Annotated in this window: 13 protein-coding genes and 3 pseudogenes; 6 read left to right on the top strand and 10 right to left on the bottom strand. The window is 58.6% G+C overall.

The window, feature by feature from the left end:
• Window positions 1–16: 16 nt before the first annotated feature.
• The 6 genes and pseudogenes from HC231_RS14990 to HC231_RS14965 all read right to left on the bottom strand — a co-directional run.
• A complete protein-coding gene (locus tag HC231_RS14990) occupies window positions 17–1,531 on the bottom strand; it encodes an ABC transporter substrate-binding protein (RefSeq protein WP_208227418.1) in 1,515 nt (504 codons plus the stop codon).
• Between the two features lie 9 nt (window positions 1,532–1,540).
• Window positions 1,541–2,788, bottom strand: coding sequence for an MDR family MFS transporter (locus HC231_RS14985; protein WP_208227416.1), 1,248 nt, complete (start codon window positions 2,786–2,788; stop codon window positions 1,541–1,543).
• A gap of 67 nt (window positions 2,789–2,855) precedes the next feature.
• The gene (locus HC231_RS14980; protein WP_208227415.1) at window positions 2,856–3,704 is read right to left on the bottom strand and encodes an ABC transporter ATP-binding protein; all 849 of its coding nucleotides are present in this window, start codon (window positions 3,702–3,704) and stop codon (window positions 2,856–2,858) included.
• Complete coding sequence (locus HC231_RS14975; protein WP_208227413.1) at window positions 3,701–4,504, bottom strand: ATP-binding cassette domain-containing protein; 804 nt, start codon at window positions 4,502–4,504, stop codon at window positions 3,701–3,703. The genes HC231_RS14980 and HC231_RS14975 overlap by 4 nt, the downstream gene beginning before the upstream one ends.
• Before the next feature lie 245 nt (window positions 4,505–4,749).
• A complete protein-coding gene (locus HC231_RS14970) occupies window positions 4,750–5,613 on the bottom strand; it encodes an MBL fold metallo-hydrolase (protein ID WP_208227411.1) in 864 nt (287 codons plus the stop codon).
• Window positions 5,614–5,677: 64 nt separating this feature from the next.
• Window positions 5,678–5,803 (bottom strand): annotated as a pseudogene (locus HC231_RS14965) (sugar ABC transporter); the annotation flags it as partial.
• 170 nt (window positions 5,804–5,973) lie between these two features.
• Between HC231_RS14965 and HC231_RS14960 the strand changes: the two are divergent.
• Window positions 5,974–6,483, top strand: a pseudogene (locus HC231_RS14960) (LysR family transcriptional regulator); the annotation flags it as partial.
• Window positions 6,484–6,544: 61 nt separating this feature from the next.
• Here HC231_RS14960 and HC231_RS14955 read toward each other — a convergent pair.
• The 3 genes from HC231_RS14955 to HC231_RS14945 are packed head-to-tail and all read right to left on the bottom strand — an operon-like array spanning window position 6,545 to window position 10,708.
• Entirely contained in the window at window positions 6,545–8,335 is a 1,791-nt protein-coding gene (locus HC231_RS14955) for an aryl-sulfate sulfotransferase (protein ID WP_208227409.1), read from the bottom strand.
• A 13-nt stretch (window positions 8,336–8,348) separates the two neighbouring features.
• Complete coding sequence (locus HC231_RS14950) at window positions 8,349–9,158, bottom strand: ABC transporter ATP-binding protein (protein ID WP_208227407.1); 810 nt, start codon at window positions 9,156–9,158, stop codon at window positions 8,349–8,351.
• Entirely contained in the window at window positions 9,155–10,708 is a 1,554-nt protein-coding gene (locus HC231_RS14945; protein ID WP_246494524.1) for an ABC transporter permease, read from the bottom strand. The genes HC231_RS14950 and HC231_RS14945 overlap by 4 nt, the downstream gene beginning before the upstream one ends.
• Before the next feature lie 472 nt (window positions 10,709–11,180).
• Here HC231_RS14945 and HC231_RS14940 point away from each other — a divergent pair.
• Window positions 11,181–12,196: pseudogene (locus HC231_RS14940) on the top strand (ABC transporter substrate-binding protein).
• Here the strand turns inward: HC231_RS14940 and HC231_RS14935 are convergent.
• Complete coding sequence (locus HC231_RS14935; protein WP_208227404.1) at window positions 12,190–13,116, bottom strand: LysR family transcriptional regulator; 927 nt, start codon at window positions 13,114–13,116, stop codon at window positions 12,190–12,192. The pseudogene HC231_RS14940 and the gene HC231_RS14935 sit on opposite strands and share 7 nt — an antisense overlap.
• A 365-nt stretch (window positions 13,117–13,481) precedes the next feature.
• Between HC231_RS14935 and ydcS the strand changes: the two genes are divergently transcribed.
• The 4 genes from ydcS to HC231_RS14915 all read left to right on the top strand — a co-directional run bounded on the left by ydcS (window position 13,482) and on the right by HC231_RS14915 (window position 17,667).
• Complete coding sequence (gene ydcS, locus HC231_RS14930; RefSeq protein ID WP_208227402.1) at window positions 13,482–14,636, top strand: putative ABC transporter substrate-binding protein YdcS; 1,155 nt, start codon at window positions 13,482–13,484, stop codon at window positions 14,634–14,636.
• Between the two features lie 254 nt (window positions 14,637–14,890).
• Window positions 14,891–15,925 carry an ABC transporter ATP-binding protein gene (locus HC231_RS14925; protein WP_208227400.1) on the top strand — a complete coding sequence of 345 codons (1,035 nt, stop codon included), beginning with the start codon at window positions 14,891–14,893 and terminating at the stop codon, window positions 15,923–15,925.
• A 16-nt stretch (window positions 15,926–15,941) separates the two neighbouring features.
• Complete coding sequence (locus HC231_RS14920) at window positions 15,942–16,871, top strand: ABC transporter permease (protein WP_425490561.1); 930 nt, start codon at window positions 15,942–15,944, stop codon at window positions 16,869–16,871.
• A complete protein-coding gene (locus HC231_RS14915) occupies window positions 16,861–17,667 on the top strand; it encodes an ABC transporter permease (protein ID WP_208227398.1) in 807 nt (268 codons plus the stop codon). Before HC231_RS14920 ends, HC231_RS14915 begins: the two co-directional genes overlap by 11 nt.
• Window positions 17,668–17,886: the final 219 nt, after the last annotated feature.

Below are 17,886 nucleotides of genomic sequence, written 5' to 3'. Positions count from 1 at the left end.
TACGGTCATTCAGGCATCATTCGGCTTGTTTATTCGGATCAATCCGGGTGGCGCTGTTGATTAGGGCGCGTTCGCGCGGATCGCGCAGCGCATCGACCACCTGCGCGCGCTCTCCCTGGATAACGCGTTCGTGCAGCATCGGGATGGCCGCATCGCTGGCTAGAATCAGATTTTCCGCCCGCATAATCGCCCGGCGCCGTTCATCGCCGGCCGGAATGGCGGCGGCCTGTTGCAACGCCCGATCGATTTCCGGGCGGCAGAGCTGGGAAATATTGAACGAGCCTTCGCAGGAGAAATCGCTGTAGAGGTAGGCGACGGGATCGCCGGAATCCAACACCGTGGCGCGGGATAAAATAAAGGCGTCGAATTTGCCGGCCAGCGCATCGGATTCAATCTGCGCATATTCGCGCACCACCTGGTTTACCGTGAAACCGGCGGCGGTGAGCTGTTGCGCCAGATAGACCGCCACTTCGGGCAGTTCGGCGCGATCGCTGAAGGTGGCCAGCGTGATGCTCGTGCCGCCGGGCGACGCGGCCTGAACCGGATCGGCGACCGGCTGACGCAGTTCCGCGGCCCAGGGCAGCGCCGGGCCGAGCAATCCCTGCGCCACGTCGGCGCGTTTTTCATAAACGTTATCCACCAGTTGCTGCCGGTTCAGCGCGTTGCGCACCGCCGCGCGCAGCGCCGGATCTGTCATCGGTCCCTGGCGGGCATTGAGGTAAAGCGTATTGGTGCGCGGCATCGGCACTTCATGCACCATTTTTGGGTCCAGCAACGGCGCTTGCGATACCGGGATGGCCTCAACGATATCCGCCGTGCCGGTGCGCAATGCGGCGCCGCGGGCCGCGCCATCCGGCACGAAACTGACATCGATTCCGCTGGATTGGGCTTTGTCGCCCCAATAGCCGTCGAATCTGTCCAGCGTGGCGCCGCTGGTGCCGTTTACGCTACGCAGCACAAAGGGGCCGCTGCCGTGGTTTTGCGGATTGACTACGCCGTTTGCGCCATAGGCGTTGACGGACAGAATCGCCAACTGCGGGCTGGAAAGACGCTGCGGGATTAACGGATCGGGGCTGGCGGTCGATACGATAACGGCGCTATCGCCATCCGCCTCCACGCTCATCTGAACGCCGTCGAGGATGCGCGGTTTCGGCGCGGCGGTCGAGGCGGCGGTGAGCGCATTGACCACCGTCGCCGCGCTTAACGTGGTGCCGTCATGAAAATGAACGTTCGGCCGCAGTTCAAAACGCCAGGTTTTATCATCGATTTGCCGCCAATGGGTGGCCAGCGCCGGTTGGGCTTCGCCAAGTTCATTGAGCACCACCAGCGTCTCCGCCGTACTCCAGCGCGATAGTTTAAACGCATCGTCGCTAAGCGGCGTCAGTCCCGAACGCGGCGGTTGCAGCATAGCCAGTTTCAGCCGGCTAGCGCTATCGGCGGCCGGTTTTTCCTCTGGTTCGTTGAAGCAGCCGGAAAGGAGCAGGATAGTGCAAAGCAGGCCGGGAATCGGCCATAATGAGCGAGTATTCATTGGACAATCCTATTGATTAAAAGGGAGAGGGTGTTTAAACGGGCGACAAATCAGCGCCATCGCCAATGCGCTGCACAGCGGAACGGCAGCCAGCATCAGCCAGGGGATCGCGGCCTGCGGCGAGGGCGTCAGCGCGAGGTCAAGCTGGCCGCCGAGCAGGAAGTTGCCCGCCAGTACCGCCACCCCGCCCATTGACGCCAATGCGCCATAGTGCGCGCCGAGGTTGTGGTTATTGGCGAAGTGAGGAACAAGATCCATGCCGACGGGAATAATAAGCATCTGCCCCAGCGTCAATAGCGTAATCAGACAGATCGCCGGCAATAATCGCAGCCAGCCCTCCGGCGGCGTCATGGGGGCGAACAGCGCCACGCTGACAAAAGAGGCCGACAGAAGGGCAAATCCCAGCGGCAGCATACGGGCCGCGCCAAGACGGCGGGCAAAACGCGCCAGCGGCAGTTGCAGGCCAATCACCAACAGCGACGCCAGAACAAACAGCGGGCCGAGATCTTTTTCATTTCCGCCGGCGCGATGTAGCTCCACCGGCAGAGCCAGATAGAGCTGGTTATAGCTGAACAGGTAGGCGCTATAGGCAATGATAAAGGCGACGAAACGCCGCTGGCGGAAGGTCTGCCACCAGGGGGCGATATGCAGCGTTGACTGGTTGCGGGGCGTGGCGGGCAGGCTGAAAAACAGCACCAACAGCGCCAGTAAAAAGATCAGCGCCCCCGCCAGGGCGACCCGTTGGAAGCCATAGCCGGCCAGCATTGAGCCGAGCAACGGCCCCAGTACGGCGCCCAGTTCGCCACAGATGGCAAACAGCGCAAACCATTCGGAACGGCTGCGTTTTCCCTGTTGTTCACTGTAGGTTCCCGCCTGCGCCATTAGCGCTTCAATGGAGGGCGAAAACAGCGCGCCGCCAACGCCGGTCAGACAAGCGCCCAGGATAATCGGCCACAGCGAATCCGACAGCGCCAATAACAGATAGCCGGCAATACGCACCACGCAGCCGCAGAGGATGACGCCCCGTGCGCCGAAACGGTCGGCCAGCGCGCCGCCGATCAAAAACATGCCCTGCTGCGAAAAGGTTCTTAAGCCGATGACCAGTCCGATCGTCCAACCGGAAAGCCGCATGTCGTCACGCAGAAAGATGGCTAAAAAGGGGACGACGGCATAAAAGCCAATATTGAAAACAAGCTGGCTGCCCAGCAGTAGGGGCGGGTAAGGGCGCAGTGCGCGGTTATTTGCGAGGTCTGACATAGAATCATCCATTAATTCAAAGTACCCGATATCTTGCAAGCTATTGGGTATATATGCCCGTCGTCTTTCAAATCGCCACGCGATTAGCGGCGACGTGAAATTCATTGAGCGTCGTTATAGAAGGGATTGCCGTTAATAACCGGTGAGTATGCGGATGCAGGGGCGATGCCAGCACATCGGCCGTCGGGCGATCTTCGATAATGCGTCCATCGTCCATGACCAGCATACGTTCGCACAAACCGGCGATCATTGAGATGTCGTGCGACACCATCAACAATCCCATATTATTTTGTAACGTCACCTGCCGTAGCAGGGTTTTTATCTGTTCCCGCAGCGGTAAATCCAATCCGCTGATGGGTTCGTCCGCCAGTAAAAAATCAGGTCGCGTCACCAGGGCGCGGGCTATCGCCACTCGCTGAGCCTGCCCGCCGGATAGCAGACCGGCCGGCGTCGCCAGTAAGTCGGCGCTCAGGCCCACCTGATCCATCGCGTCTCGGACGCATAACCAAATATTTTCGCCGCTTTTCAGACGTTTCAACGGTTCGGCGATCAGTGCGGCGACAGACTGGCGCGGATCCAGCGAGCCGGCCGGATCTTGCGGAATGTACTGTACACGGCGGCGATACCACAGGAGCGAACGTACGGAACCGGGCCGCACCAATTGGCCGTCGCAGTGTATCGCGCCGCTGTCCGGCGTGTCCAACGCCAGCAGCGTTTTCAGCAGCGTGGATTTGCCGCAGCCGGATACCCCGACCAGACCGACGCGTTCACGGCGTTGCAGGCTCAGCGACAGATCAAGAAAAATCGCGCTGGCGGGATCAGCCTTTTGCCACGGGAAGCGCGGTGAATGACGGTAACGGCTAACGCGCTCCATGCGCAAAAACGGCATTGAAACGTCGTGAAGATGGCGGCTCATCCGGCAAGCGCTCCGGCGGAGGCCAATGACATATCGGCGTGACGGGCCGCCTTGACCAGCGCGCGGGTATAAGGGTGCTGCGGCGCGTTCAGCAATCGCCGCATGTCGCCGGATTCAACTAGACATCCTTGTTCCATCACCAGCCCGCGTTGACAAAGCTGCGCCGCGACGGCGATATCATGCGTAATAAACAGCAGCGCCGGGGCCGACGGCTGCGCGCATCTGGCCTGTAAGACCTGTAGAACCTGCTGTTGGGTAATGACGTCCAGCGCGGTAGTGGGTTCATCGGCAACCAGTAAACGGGTCCGGCTCAGCAGCGCCAGCGCGATGCAAATGCGCTGGCGTTGTCCGCCCGACAGCTCTGACGGAAAGCGCCGCGGCAGATTGTCGATATCGCCCAGTCCCATGTCATCCAACAGCATAGCGAGTTCACTCGGTGACGACGTACCTAACGCCAGCGCCAGTTGTTTGCCGAGCGTCATCAGCGGATTCAGCGCCGTGGCGGAATCTTGAAAAACCGCGGACACGCGTGAACTGGCCGGTCGGGCGAGCGCTCTCAGATGCGTCACGTTTTCCCCGTTTACCCGGATTTGTCCGCTTATCTGACCGCCTGCCGGCGGCGCGCCGATCACCATTTTGGCGGTTAACGACTTACCGGAACCGGATGCGCCGATCAGACAAACCTTTTCCCCGGCGCGCAGGCTGAAAGTCAGATCGCTGATTTTGCGATCCCCGCCAATGGACAGGCTAAGGTTGTCCACCTCTAATACGGTATCCGCTGTTTTGCTGCTGTTCGTCATTATCACTGTATTAGTCATCGTTTTTTGTTATGTAATAACATAACAAAATGCAACGGGATAATGCAAAAGAAATGTTTTGTTGTCGGGAGCGTTTTTGAACAGCGCGAGCGACGAAGCCGCATGAAAATGGCGGTATTGTGGCGCACGAAGCTGTCTCTGAGTCCGCATAAAAATGTGACGAAGAGACAGCTCCTGACAAGGGGAGCGTTGGGGCGGGGAGGGAAAACCGTCTGTGTTATCCGGCGTTATTCCGCAGCCTCTCCCGCAGGGGGCTTGTCGTAAGCAATGCGGTAACCTGACGCGGTTCGTTCGATTTGAGCGAAACCGAGTTCGCCAAAATGCATACCGGCGATCGGCAATCGTTCCGAGCTGGCGAGATCCAGCAGCCTCGATCGTGTCGCGGCGGCTAGATGCGCATCCTGATCGAAGGCAATCGACACATCCGGGCGCGGAATCTGAATCTGCGGGAAATGGACGATATCGCCCCAAACCAGCAGGTTTTGGCCGGCGGACTCGAGACGATAGCCGGTGTGTCCGTCCGTGTGGCCCGGAAGCGGAACCGCAGTCATGCCGGGAAGCACCTCTCCGGCATCGAAGACGCGCAGTCTATCGCGATAGCCGTCGAACGCCTGGCGCGCCATGAGGAAGTTACCCCGCGCTCGCTCGGAAGCGCGGCTCAGATAGCCGTCGTCCTGCCAGAACGCGAGCTCTCGATGGTGGACGACCAGCTCGGCGTTCGGGAATACGGCTTCTCCTGAAGCGTCCGTCAGCCCCCCGACATGATCGGGATGGGCATGGGTCAACAGGATCGCGTCGATCTCGGAAGGCTGGATGCCAGCCAGCGGCAGATTGGTCTGCAATCGACCGCCCCATTGCTTGACGCCGCCCGCTCCGGCATCGATCAGAACCGTGCGGCCGCCTCCACGCACCAGGTAGCAGTTTATATGGATCGCGGTGTAATCCTTTATCCCCGCGCTTTCCTGCATCCGGGTGGCATCGGCCGGGTCGATATTAGAGAGGATGTCGAAGCTGGCGGGGAGATAGCCATCACTGACCGCGGTGATTGTTAAGTCACCGACCTGTTGGCAGGGAAATGCAAGACTAGACATCGTTTTTCTCCAGACATTAACTTAATTTCGCGCGTGGATGCTCGATGCGTCATAACCAAAGCATGAAACGCTGCGAGGTATGGAAACCGCTCACCGAAATGAGAGCCGGCAGTTTGTCCAGGCTGTAAAAGTCGTTCCATTCCGCTTCGCTGCCGGGATCGGCAAAGCTGCATTCTACCGTATAGATCATCGCGCCCCCTTCGACCGCAAGCACGTAACTCCCGGTCTGGTTTCTCACTGATATTTCCTCATGATAAGCTGTCGTTATCCGTCTATAAATCGACATTGACTCATGCTTCAGTGATCTAATGTCAAGGTAACGGCGAATCGAACGCCGAACCGTCATCTCGAGGGCCGCTCATGCGCCGCAAGATCCCCAGCAATTCCGCGCTCATGGCGTTCGAGGCGTCCGCTCGTCATGGCAGCTTCGCTCGCGCCGCCGACGAACTGGCTCTGACCGAAGGCGCGATCAGCCGCCAGATTAGCCGGCTGGAGGCTTTTCTCGGCGTTATGCTGTTCGAGCGGGTCGGTAATCGAGTTCGGCTTTTGCCGAACGGCGAGCGTTATGCGGTTCAGGTTCGGGAGTCTCTCGACCGGCTGGAGCGTGACAGCCAATATCTGATGGGGCAGCCCAGCGGCGGCGCGAGCCTCGACATCGCCACCATCCCGACCTTCGCCGCGCGCTGGCTTATTCCCCGCTTGGCGCGGTTTCGTGACATGCACCCGAATATCATCGTGCATCTGGCCGAACGGATGGAACCTTTTGTGCTCGCCGGCAGCGGTTTCGATGCCGCGATCCATTTCGAACATCCTGCGTGGACAGGAATGAGAACCCACCGGCTGCTGCACGAGACGTTGGTTCCGGTTTGCTCCCTCCCCTGACAAGGGGAGGGTTGGGGTGGGGTAAGTGTTGCATTAACAGTTTGTTTTATTATGAATTATTTCGCAGCCACTCCCGCAGGGCCTCCGGCTGCTGAACGCCGTTAATGCGCGCCTTCACCTCGCCCTGTTCCAGCCACAGCAGCGTAGGCAGCGTTCGCACCGCGAACAACTGCGCTAAATCGGTGTGACGATCGGCATCCAGATAGTGGCCGTCAAGCTGGCGGAAGGCGTCCTCGCTCAATACCGTCTCCAACTGCCGGTACAGACTTTTACAGTGTACGCAGCGCTCCGCGCCGACCAGCAACAGCTGCGGCGACGGCTGCCGGCTGAGGCCTTCCCATACGGTATCGTCCAGCGGCGTAAAGCGGGCGCGGTCAACGGTAAACAATTTGGGACTGCGTTTCAGGTCTTCGCTGTCGGTCGCCACGCATAGCGCGTCGCCGCTTTTCTTGTAAGGACGCACGCCGTCGACGCGGATAACGCTGGCGAAACCAGGCTGGGCGGCGCCCGGCTGACGAAAGCGCGTGTTGTCGGGCGCTTCCACCGGGATCTCCCGCGGGCGCGCCAACTGCGGCACCCAGTCATAGGGCACGCGATAGGCCCGGTAAAGCATATTGGTGTTAACGGTCTTGCCCCAATACGGCGAGATATATTCCCACACGATATCGTGCTCTACCGTCACCTCGAAAATCCGGCCGTTCGCCCCTTCATTGATCAGCGTATTGCCGTTCGGCAGACGCTGAATATTGCTGATGTAAGGGCTATAAAAGCGGAAGGCGTCGGTAGGATGCGGGATGCCGGCTTCATAAGGCGAATAGCGCCAGACGATATCGAGCGTGACCGGGTTGATTTCCAGTATCCGCGAGTAGTCGCGCCAGGCGTTTTTAACGCCGTCGGCGGAAGCGGGATTAGGGGCGCCGTAGCCCGCCCAGCCGCCGTTGTCGAACACCAGAATATTGCCGGCGCCGGGTAATCCTGCCGGGATCATATGGGCGTGATGCTGGCCGATGATCCAGCCCAGATGTTTCAGCTCCGGCGTGTTGTAGTTCGGTCCCAGCTTCCAGACGATCTTGCCGCTTTGTTTGTCGATGATGGCGATGATGTTGGATTCGCGCGCGTCCCAGATAATATTATCGGGGTGGAAGCGGGCGTCGCCCTGATCGAACCACGGATTGGGGCCCAGGGCCGACATCGAGTTAATGTGCATCCAGTCGCCCATGCCGCCGCCGCTTTTGCGCATGTTGGGATTATTGTAGATGGCGGTTTTGGCCGCGTCGTCGAAACCCAGCTCATCAAAGTGATCGCTGCAACGCCACTCCCACAGAATATTTCCCTGCCAGTCCACCTCGATAATGACGTCGTCGAGCAGCAGCTTGTCGCTGATACGCGGGTTGTAGAGATTCTTATGCGCCAGCAGCAGCGTATTGCCGCCGATCGATTGCGGCTCTTGTCCCGGCGCATAGTAACCGACCGGGTTGCCGCTGCGCTGGTAGTCATGATGGACGCGCGCCATCCATTCGCTGGGAAGGCCGGGATCGCTGATCTGTTCATAGCCGTTGAATTTCCAGACGATATTGCCGTCCCAGTCAACCTGAATCAGATCGACCATATCCTGCATCCCATAGCGTGAATCGCGCTCGCCGCTATGGCCGAGAATGTAGCCGCCGGGCAGGATTTTATTGGGGAAGCCGTGCAGGCCTTCCCACAGCCGCAGTTCGGTTCCGTTCATGTCGATCAGCACGGCGCCGCTTTCCAGCGCCTGAAAGACGGTATAACCGCCCCAGGCCTTATCCGGGTTGTAAATTGTTGTGCCGGTGGGGTAAACGGAAGGATGTCCCATAGCAAAGCTCCATTCAGAAAGGTGTAAGAGAGGGTTCCGGCGACGCCGGCGTCTCAGGATGTGTCAACAGCGACAGCAGTGCGCTGCACTGCTGGTGAAAAGCCTGGCTGTCCCGCTGACGGGGATGCGGCTGGCTGAGCGTGGCGACGTGGCGGATGCGGCCCGGACGCGGCGCCAGCACCACGACGCGATCGGCCAGGTAGACCGCTTCTTCCACATCATGGGTGACCAGCAGCGTTGTTGTGCCTTCCGTCTGATGGATGCGCCGCAGTTCCTGCTGCATCTGCTGGCGGGTTAAGGCGTCCAATGCGCCGAAGGGTTCATCCAGCATTAAAATCCGTGGGTTGGCCACCAGCCCGCGCGCGATGGCGACGCGCTGCGCCATACCGCCGGAAAGCTGGGCGGGCAGGGCGTCGGCAAATTCATTTAGGTGCACCAACTGAATAAAATGGTCGATCAGCCGTTCGCGCGTCTCCCGGTTTTGCTTCTCATGCGCCAGCCCCAGCGCGATGTTCTGGCGCACCGTTAGCCAGGGGAACAGCCGCGGCTCTTGGAATACCATGCCCCGATCGCGGCTGATGCCGTTTACCGGTTTGCCGTCCACCAGAATGCGGCCCTGATAATCGTTATCCAGCCCGACCAGCATGCGCAACAGCGTCGATTTGCCGCAGCCGCTGCTGCCGACGATGGCGACCAGCTCGCCGCTGTAAATGGCGAGTGAAAAGTCGTCGATCGCCGTCAGCGGTTGGCCTTTCACGTTGAATTGTTTCTTCAGATGTTCAAACTGCACCACCGGCGGGTGGTCGTTGGTGACGATGCTCATGCGGATTCTCCTGCGGTACGCCAGCGGGTCATACGTTTTTCCAGCGCGAGGCCGGCACGGTCGATAACGGCCCCGGTGATGCCAATCAGCAGCATGCCGCTGATGATGGTGGGCATATCCAGCAACTGCTGGGCATTGATCATTAGGCTGCCGATCCCGATGTTCGACGACATGAAATATTCCGCGCCGATCGTGCCGAGCCAGGCATAAATCAGCGACAGGCGCAAACCGGCAAAGATGGCCGGCGCCGCCCCCGGCAGAATCAGCACGCGCAGCCGAAGCGCCAGCGAAAGCCGCAACACCTGCGCCACCTCCTGCAACTGGAGAGAGCGCTGCCGAATTCCCCGGTGGCTGGCGACCAGCATCGGAAAGAAAGACGCCAATGCGACAAATACGACTTTGCCCGCTTCGCCGTTGCCGACCCAGGCCGTCAGTAACGGCAGCCAGGCGAATAAGGCAATCTGGCGCAGCGTGGCGATGGTCGGGGTAAACAAGGCATCGGCGCGCGAGCTGAGTCCCAGCAATGTTCCCAGCAGCAGGCCGGCGATGACGCCGCCCGCCGCGCCGGCCAGCGCGCGCATCAGGCTGTGCCGCATGGCGTCCAGCAATACGCCGTCGCCGATCCCCTGAACCAGCGTATGCAGTACGGCGGAGGGCGGCGGCAGCAATACGTCGTCAACCCAGCCGGACAGGCTGGCGTGGCGCCAGAGCGCCAGCAGCGCGACGGGCAAGAGTAAGCCGGTCAGCCAGCGCGAGGGCGTCGTATTGAGGCGGCTGACCGGCGGATGCGGCCAATAGACCAGCCGCTGCTCCAACCGGTTGATCGCCCACTCCATCGTCAGCCCGGCCAGACCGATGACCGCGATGCAGACGAATACGATATCCAGTTGAAACAGCTGGCGGCCCCAAACCAGCAGGTAGCCGATGCCCTGCGACGACGCCAGCAGCTCCACCACGATGAGCGAAACCCAGGCCTGCGACAGCGCCAGCCGCAGCCCGGTCAGCCACACCGGCAGCATCGCCGGCAGCGTCAGGCGAATCAGCCGTTGATGCCAGGGCAGGCGCAGCGTTTGCGCCACCTCCAGCAATGAGGCGGGAATATTGCTCACGCCGCTTTGGGTGTGCAGCGTGACCGGCACAATCACCGCTTTAACGATCACGGCCAGTTTCAGACCATCGTCGATGCCGAACAGCACCATAAACAGCGGGATCCAGCCCAGCGTCGGAATTTGCGCCAGGGCATAGATGGTCGGATGCAGCAGGCTGGCCGCGCGCGGCGAGGCGCCCATCAGCGCGCCCAATAAGGTGCCTGCCGCCAATCCCGCCAGCAGGCCGCGCAGCAGATGGTTCAGGCTGACCAATAGCTGAGACAGCAGATCGTTTTGCCAAAGCTCGACGGCGGTATGCGCCACCGCCGCCGGGGATGGGAGGATCTGCGGCGGCATCCATCCTGACTGGCTGCTGACGTACCACAGCATCAGCAGAACAAGCGGCGCCGCCAATGGATAAAACGCTTTTTCCGGTAAGGCGGGCCAGGTCAACGGAGACATTTTTAGTGGAATAACCTTATTCATTTTCTTTATCGAAATAAGCTAAAGCGGACTAATAAGGAATAAAAAACAGTTTTTAGCCGTGAAGGCCAATGCATTAATCCGATAGTTGACGTGCAAAAAATGCATATATGCGGGATGACCGCCCGATGACCGATCCGCGCCTTCATCTTTCAAGCCGCGTTCGCGTTGATTTTTACTAATAATTCCATTTAGTTACTGATGTAAACCAGCGGCGCCTCGTTAAGACGGCCCCTTGATGCGGCCGGAGATCTATTGGGTTTATGCTTTTTTTTACTGAATAAAGCCGGAAATGTTATTTAAAGCGCGCCGCTGTGTTTCGGTAGTTTGATATCAGCATATTGACGGCAATATTTTGTTATTCATGGAGAAAATGATGCAGAAGAGCGCAGTAGGCCGCTGGCGAATATTGGCCGGCCGCATGGTTGGTTCGCTGGCGCTGATCGGCCTTATGCTGGCCGGCGGCGTGGTTCAGGCGGCGGAGAACAAACCGGCGGAAATCCGTATCGGTCTGCCCGATCAGAGCGCGGGCAGCAAGCCGTTTATCCGTGGACCGCTGGGGCTGGCGCATATTCGCCATCAGTTGGAAGCGGTATTCGAGCCCCAGGGGATAAAAGTTAACTGGCTGTTTTTTAAAGGCGCGGGGCCGGCGATTAACGAAGCGCTGGCAAACCAGCAGTTGGACGTCGTCTACCTGGGCGATTTGGCCGCCATTATCGGCCGCGCCGGCGGGCTGCCTACCAAGGTGTTGCTAGGCGCGCGCGGTTCAAATTCCTATCTGGCGGCGACGCCGGAATCGGGCATTCAGCGCATTGAGGATTTACGCGGCAAACGCGTGGCGGTCTACAAAGGAACGGCGGATCAGCTCTCTTTCGAACGGGCGTTGAAAAGCGCCGGGCTTAATGAACGGGACATCCGGGTGATTAATCTGGACTGGACGGCCAGTAAAGCCGCGCTGGCGGCCAAACGCGTGGATGCGGCGTGGGGCGGCGTCGGTCTGCTGGCCTTGCGCAAACAGGGCATCAATATTGTGGCCAACAGCAGCGCGCTGGGGCGCGCCAATACGACGCAGGCCGCGGTGCTGGCGACCGAGGACTTCATTCAGCGTTACCCGCAGGCGACGCAGCAACTGGTCGACGTGCTGGTGGACAATGCCCGCTGGATCGCCGATCCCGCGCATCTGCCGGACTATATCGCGTTGATGGCGGAACAGAGCCAGATCCCGCCGGCTCTGTTTGAGGAAGAACTGAATCCGAACGATCTCAACTTCCAGAGTTCCCCCGGCTGGATGCGTTTTTGCGCAGCAGCTTCGAGGACAGCATTCAGCGGGCGAAAGCCGCCGGGCTGATTCGCCGCGATTATCCGGTCGACGAGTGGTTTGACGGCCGCTTTGTCGAGAAGTCGCTGGCGGATCAACAGCAGGAAACGGTCTGGCCGCTCTATGATGCGGCCGGCCAGGCTCAATAGCCGTCGGACTGGCGCAGCCGATCCTGCTCAAGCAATGTGTCTATCATCAGTTGCGCCAGCGGAGGAATGGCTTTTTGCAGGTTGGATATGATGCCAAAACGGGTGCGCATTTCCCCCCATTCCGGCGGCGTTTCCGTCAGGGGAATTTCCACCAGTTGGTGGCTACGCCGGCCCAGCGCGAAGCCGTCTTCGCTGGCGAAACTGATGGCCTGAGTCTGGGACAGCACGTTAAACAGCGAGTAGATATGGTCACATTGAATTTGCGGCCGGAAATCGGGCTGGCGCGTCAGCGACGCAAGGATTTTGCGCATGCCGACCGGCAGATAGGGCGAGGCCAGCGGGAAGCGCAGCAGTTCGTCCGGCGCGACGGCCGGTTGCCGGGCCAGCGGATGCGTGTGGTGACAGATGAAAAAGCAGCGCTGCTGACTCAGCGGCTGTACGCGAAACGTGGTTTCCAGCTCGGCCTGCCAGGTATCGGCGACGAAAAACGGCCATTCGTCGGCCAACAGACGCTGACGCAACGACTGCCAGTTATCCACGCTGTAAGCCACCCTGTCCCGCGGGCGCAGCCGGTGAAAGTGCGCCACGGCGCGCGGGATAAGCGCGATAGCGGGCGCGGGGCCGCAGCCGAACGTCAACTCGCCGCCGTCCTCATCGAGGATTTGCTGCATATCGTTGATCAACTCCCAGGACAGCTCCTGCATCCGGCGCGCGAACGGCAACAGTTTTTTCCCCTGCCATGTCAGCGCGAACCGCTTACTCTGCCGATCGATCAGCGGGTGGCCCAGGGTTTGTTCCAGCGTTTGAATGCTGCGGCTGAATGCGGATTGCGACAGACAGACGGCTTCCGCCGCCTGCACAAAACTGCCGTGTTCCACCAGCGCGAGAAAATTGCGTAATTGCCGTAAATCCAGATGCATAACCTATTACCTGATAAGCGTCGTTTTTTATGTGCGATGGCTGAAGTAAGGCAATGAACGAAAGATTATAAGATATCGTTATTATCGTCCTTCATACCGACCGCGCTGACTTTCCCGTCATCGTCCTTCATATGCATTTATTATAATTGCCGGCATTTCCTTTCGATTCAATCAATAGCGTGTTAGTTATACATTAAGTATTTCCGGCAGAGGATCGAAAATTATACACGCGCCGTCATTACGGCAAATACGTCATTAATATTAATAAGATGCACGCACAGTTAAGTACGGTTTTTTTATAACGAACTAAAAACAGGCGGCGTCGTTCCCGCCGCCGTATATATATTCATGACAGGGGTATTGGTATGGGAAAAACAACCGTAACGACTTCGCTTTCCGCTATTTGCCTGAGTATTCTATGCGCTATTAATAGCGCCGATGCGGCTGCGCCGGATCTATCGGCAAAAGGCGAGGGACGCCTGGATATCATCGCCTGGCCCGGATACATTGAGCGCGGGCAGAGTGATAAGAGCTATGACTGGGTAACGGAGTTTGAACAACAAACCAGCTGTCAGGTGAATGTCAAAACGGCGGCGACCTCCGACGAAATGGTCAGTCTGATGGCGAAAGGCGGGTACGATCTGGTTACCGCATCGGGGGATGCCTCGCTGCGGTTGATTGCCGGTAAGCGCGTACAGCCCGTTGATCCTGCCGCTATTCCGAACTGGAAAAATCTCGATCCGCGTCTGGTCAACGCCCCCTGGTATACGGTCAACGGCCAGGTTTACGGCACGCCCTATCAGTGGGGGCCGAATCTGCTGATGTATAACAGCAAAATATTCCCTTCCGCGCCGGATAGCTGGTCTGTGGTTTTCGTCAAACAGGATCTGCCTGACGGTAAAACAAATCAGGGGCGGGTTCAGGCCTACGATGGCCCGATTTATATCGCCGACGCCGCGCTTTACCTGAAAAGCGCGCAGCCGGAACTGGGTATCAGCGATCCGTACCAGTTAACGGAGGCGCAGTATCAGGCCGTGTTGACGCTGCTGCGCAATCAGCATGGGCTGATTCACCGCTACTGGCATGATACCTCGGTACAGATGAGCGATTTCAAAAACGAGGGCGTGGCGGCGTCCAGCACCTGGCCCTATCAGGCTAACGCGCTGAAAAGCGAGGGACAGCCGGTAGCCACCGTGATCCCTAAAGAGGGCGTCACCGGCTGGGCGGATACCACCATGCTGGCGACGGACGCCAAACATCCGGTCTGCGCCTATAAATGGATGAACTGGTCGCTGGAAACGAAAGTACAGGGCGATATCGCGGCCTGGTTCGGCTCGGTTCCGGCGGCGCCGGCCGCCTGTAAAGGCAATGCGCTGCTGGGCGCGGAAGGCTGCGAAAATAACGGCGCCGGCCAGTTCGAAAAAATCGCTTTCTGGAAAACGCCTCAGGCCGAGGGCGGTAAGTTCGTCCCTTATAGCCGCTGGACGCAGGACTATATCGCCATTATGGGCGGGCGTTAATTAATTCGCCGTTTTATTAATCAGCATTAACGCCGTCAATCGCGTAGCTAAATGAGCATTCCGGCGGGAATCTTGCCGATATCAATTCATGGCGTTGAAATAGATTCCCGCCTGCGCGGAAATAACTGTAGCGGCGAGAGGGATTATTAATATCATCTCTTCTTCCCTTATTTGCCGTGAATATTCTGACGCTATTTTCCGTTTGAGTTTAATGAATGATGAAGGATGCCATCATCATTTATCAGGAGTCCGTTATGTCCAACGCCGTAGAATTTATTGATGTGTCCCGAATATTTGGCGATGTGCGCGCCGTCGATGGCGTTTCCATCGAAATACAGGACGGCGAATTTTTTTCCATGCTCGGTCCTTCCGGTTCGGGGAAAACCACCTGCTTGCGGCTGATTGCCGGTTTTGAACAGCTTACCTCCGGTTCGATCCGTATTCATGGCCGGGACGCCGCCGGGCTGGCGCCTTACCAGCGCGATGTGAACACGGTTTTTCAGGATTATGCGTTGTTTCCCCATATGAGCGTGCTGGAAAACGTCGCCTATGGCCTGATGGTCAAAGGCGTGGGTAAACGGGAGCGCCGCGATCGCGCGCAGGAAGCGCTGGAGCGCGTGGCGCTGGGTTTCGTCGCCGGGCGAAAACCGGCGCAGCTTTCCGGCGGCCAGCGTCAGCGGGTGGCGCTGGCGCGGGCGCTGGTCAATCAGCCCAGCGTCCTGCTGCTGGATGAGCCGCTGGGCGCGTTGGATCTTAAACTGCGGGAGCAGATGCAGGGCGAACTGAAAAAGTTGCAGCGCCAGTTGGGCATCACCTTTATTTTTGTGACGCACGATCAGAGCGAAGCCCTGTCCATGTCCGATCGCGTGGCGGTGTTCAATAATGGCCGCATTGAACAGGTGGACAGCCCGCGCGAACTCTATATGCATCCGAAAACGCCGTTTGTGGCGGAGTTCGTCGGTACGTCCAATGTGTTGTCGGGCGAGCAGGCGCGGCGCTTAACCGGAAGCGCGGCCAGTTACGCCATCCGCCCGGAGTATATTCAACTGGCCGATGCGTCCGCCGCGGCGAGTCTGCCCGGCGATATCCGCGTGGCGGGGCAACTCAGAGACATTCATTATCAGGGCGCGGCTACCCGTTATGAGCTGGCGCTGGAACAGGGCGAGCGGTTGCTGGTAAGCGAAGCGAATACCCAAAGCCATGACGCGCGCCCGGCGTTGCATATCGGTCAACAGGTCGTTGCCTGCTGGGATCGCAGCGCGATGGTGACGCTGCGGGAGGCGGGTTAAGATGGATAGACCGCTTATGCCTGCAACGGCGCGCGGCGGCTGGATGCATCGGCTGGCCGACTTTTTCTACCGCCGTCCGGGATTCTACCTGGCTCTGCTGCTGATCCCGCCGCTGCTGTGGTTCGGCGCCATCTACCTTGGTTCCCTGCTGTCGCTGCTGTGGCAGGGCTTCTATACCTTCGACGACTTTACCATGACGGTCTCCCCCGTTTTGACGCTGGCGAATATTCAGGCGCTTTTCAGCCCGTCGAATTACGACATTATTGTCCGAACGCTGGTTATGGCGATATTGGTGTCGGTGTTCAGCGCCATGTTGGCCTTTCCCATCGCCTACTATATGGCGCGCTACACCACCGGCAAGCAGAAGGCGTTTTTTTATATCGCCGTTATGATGCCGATGTGGGCCAGCTATATCGTCAAAGCCTATGCATGGACGCTGCTGCTCTCCAAAGACGGCGTTATTCAGTGGTTTTTGCAGCATCTGGGGGCGGAGCGGCTGCTGAACGATATCCTGCTGTTACCCGGCATCGGCGGTAATACGCTCTCCACTTCCGGGCTGGGGCGCTTTCTGGTGTTCGTCTATATCTGGCTGCCTTTTATGATTTTACCGATCCAGGCCGCGCTGGAGCGCTTGCCGGAGTCTCTACTCCAGGCGTCGGAAGATCTGGGGGCGCAGCCGCAGCAGACTTTCCGCTATGTCGTTCTGCCGCTGTCCGTGCCGGGCATCGCCGCCGGATCCATTTTTACCTTCTCCCTGACGCTGGGTGATTTTATCGTGCCGCAGTTGGTGGGGCCGCCGGGCTACTTCATCGGCAATATGGTTTATTCCCAACAAGGGGCGATCGGCAATATGCCGATGGCGGCCGCGTTTACGCTGGTTCCCATCGTGCTGATCGCCGTCTATCTAGCGCTGGTTAAACGATTGGGGGCTTTCGATGCACTCTAGACGCGCGCCGCTGCTGTTAAAACTGGCGGCATGGGGCGGGTTGCTGTTCCTGCACTTCCCGCTGCTGATTATCGCCATTTATGCGTTTAATACCGAAGACGCCGCCTTCAGCTTTCCGCCGCAGGGGTTCACGCTGCGCTGGTTCAGCATTGCGGCGCAACGGCATGACATTATCGAGTCGGTGATGCTGTCGCTGAAGATCGCCTGTTTCGCCACGCTGATCGCGCTGCTGCTCGGCACGTTGGCGGCGGCGGCGCTCTACCGGCGTAATTTTTTCGGTAAAAACGGCCTCACGCTGATGTTTATGTTGCCCATCGCGCTGCCGGGCATTATTACCGGGTTGGCGCTGCTGTCGGCGTTTCATTCGGCCGATATCGAGCCAGGCATGCTGACGATAGTGGTGGGACACGCCACGTTTTGCATTGTGATCGTGTTCAACAATGCGATCGCCCGTTTTCGCCGTATTTCCCACCATCTGCTGGAGGCGTCGATGGATCTGGGGGCTGACGGCTGGCAAACTTTTCGTTACGTCATTCTGCCGAATTTGGGCACGGCGCTGCTGGCCGGCGGCATGCTGGCGTTCGCGCTCTCATTTGATGAGATCATCGTAACGACGTTTACCGCCGGACATGAACGCACCTTGCCGATTTGGTTGCTGAATCAGTTGGGACGTCCGCGGGATGTGCCGATAACCAACGTCGTCGCGTTGTGTCTGATGGCGCTGACCATGATCCCGATTTTGGCGGCCTGGCATCTGACGAAAGACGGGGCGGACGTGGCCGGCGACGGTAAGTAGCTAAGGCGCGGCATTCGCCGCTCCTGGTAGAGTAATCATTATTTTAATTAATAGGTGGCACTTTTTAAGTGCAACTAAAATAGGCATACGGTGCGTTTTGTTTGATTTTTAATCTATTAATACATGCGTTTGTAGTATGGGAAATATAATTTCTAATCTAATACTATTATGGTGATAATTAAATTTATCCCGATAACGTCAGGGTAATAGTCTTTTTTA

It is taken from the genome of Brenneria izadpanahii (assembly GCF_017569925.1).
GTDB classification, from domain to species: Bacteria; Pseudomonadota; Gammaproteobacteria; order Enterobacterales; family Enterobacteriaceae; genus Brenneria; species Brenneria izadpanahii.
Note: the sequence above shows the minus strand (reverse complement) of the source record. Positions and strands in the feature narration are given on the sequence as shown.

Bases quoted from the DNA above. Each gene is read 5' to 3' on its own strand.
- HC231_RS14990 (WP_208227418.1), bottom strand. From the start codon at position 1,531: ATGAATACTCGCTCATTATGGCCGATTCCCGGCCTGCTTTGCACTATC.
- HC231_RS14985 (WP_208227416.1), bottom strand. From the start codon at position 2,788: ATGTCAGACCTCGCAAATAACCGCGCACTGCGCCCTTACCCGCCCCTA.
- HC231_RS14980 (WP_208227415.1), bottom strand. From the start codon at position 3,704: ATGAGCCGCCATCTTCACGACGTTTCAATGCCGTTTTTGCGCATGGAG.
- HC231_RS14975 (WP_208227413.1), bottom strand. From the start codon at position 4,504: ATGACGAACAGCAGCAAAACAGCGGATACCGTATTAGAGGTGGACAAC.
- HC231_RS14970 (WP_208227411.1), bottom strand. From the start codon at position 5,613: ATGTCTAGTCTTGCATTTCCCTGCCAACAGGTCGGTGACTTAACAATC.
- HC231_RS14955 (WP_208227409.1), bottom strand. From the start codon at position 8,335: ATGGGACATCCTTCCGTTTACCCCACCGGCACAACAATTTACAACCCG.
- HC231_RS14950 (WP_208227407.1), bottom strand. From the start codon at position 9,158: ATGAGCATCGTCACCAACGACCACCCGCCGGTGGTGCAGTTTGAACAT.
- HC231_RS14945 (WP_246494524.1), bottom strand. From the start codon at position 10,708: ATGTCTCCGTTGACCTGGCCCGCCTTACCGGAAAAAGCGTTTTATCCA.
- HC231_RS14935 (WP_208227404.1), bottom strand. From the start codon at position 13,116: ATGCATCTGGATTTACGGCAATTACGCAATTTTCTCGCGCTGGTGGAA.
- ydcS (WP_208227402.1), top strand. From the start codon at position 13,482: ATGGGAAAAACAACCGTAACGACTTCGCTTTCCGCTATTTGCCTGAGT.
- HC231_RS14925 (WP_208227400.1), top strand. From the start codon at position 14,891: ATGTCCAACGCCGTAGAATTTATTGATGTGTCCCGAATATTTGGCGAT.
- HC231_RS14920 (WP_425490561.1), top strand. From the start codon at position 15,942: ATGCCTGCAACGGCGCGCGGCGGCTGGATGCATCGGCTGGCCGACTTT.
- HC231_RS14915 (WP_208227398.1), top strand. From the start codon at position 16,861: ATGCACTCTAGACGCGCGCCGCTGCTGTTAAAACTGGCGGCATGGGGC.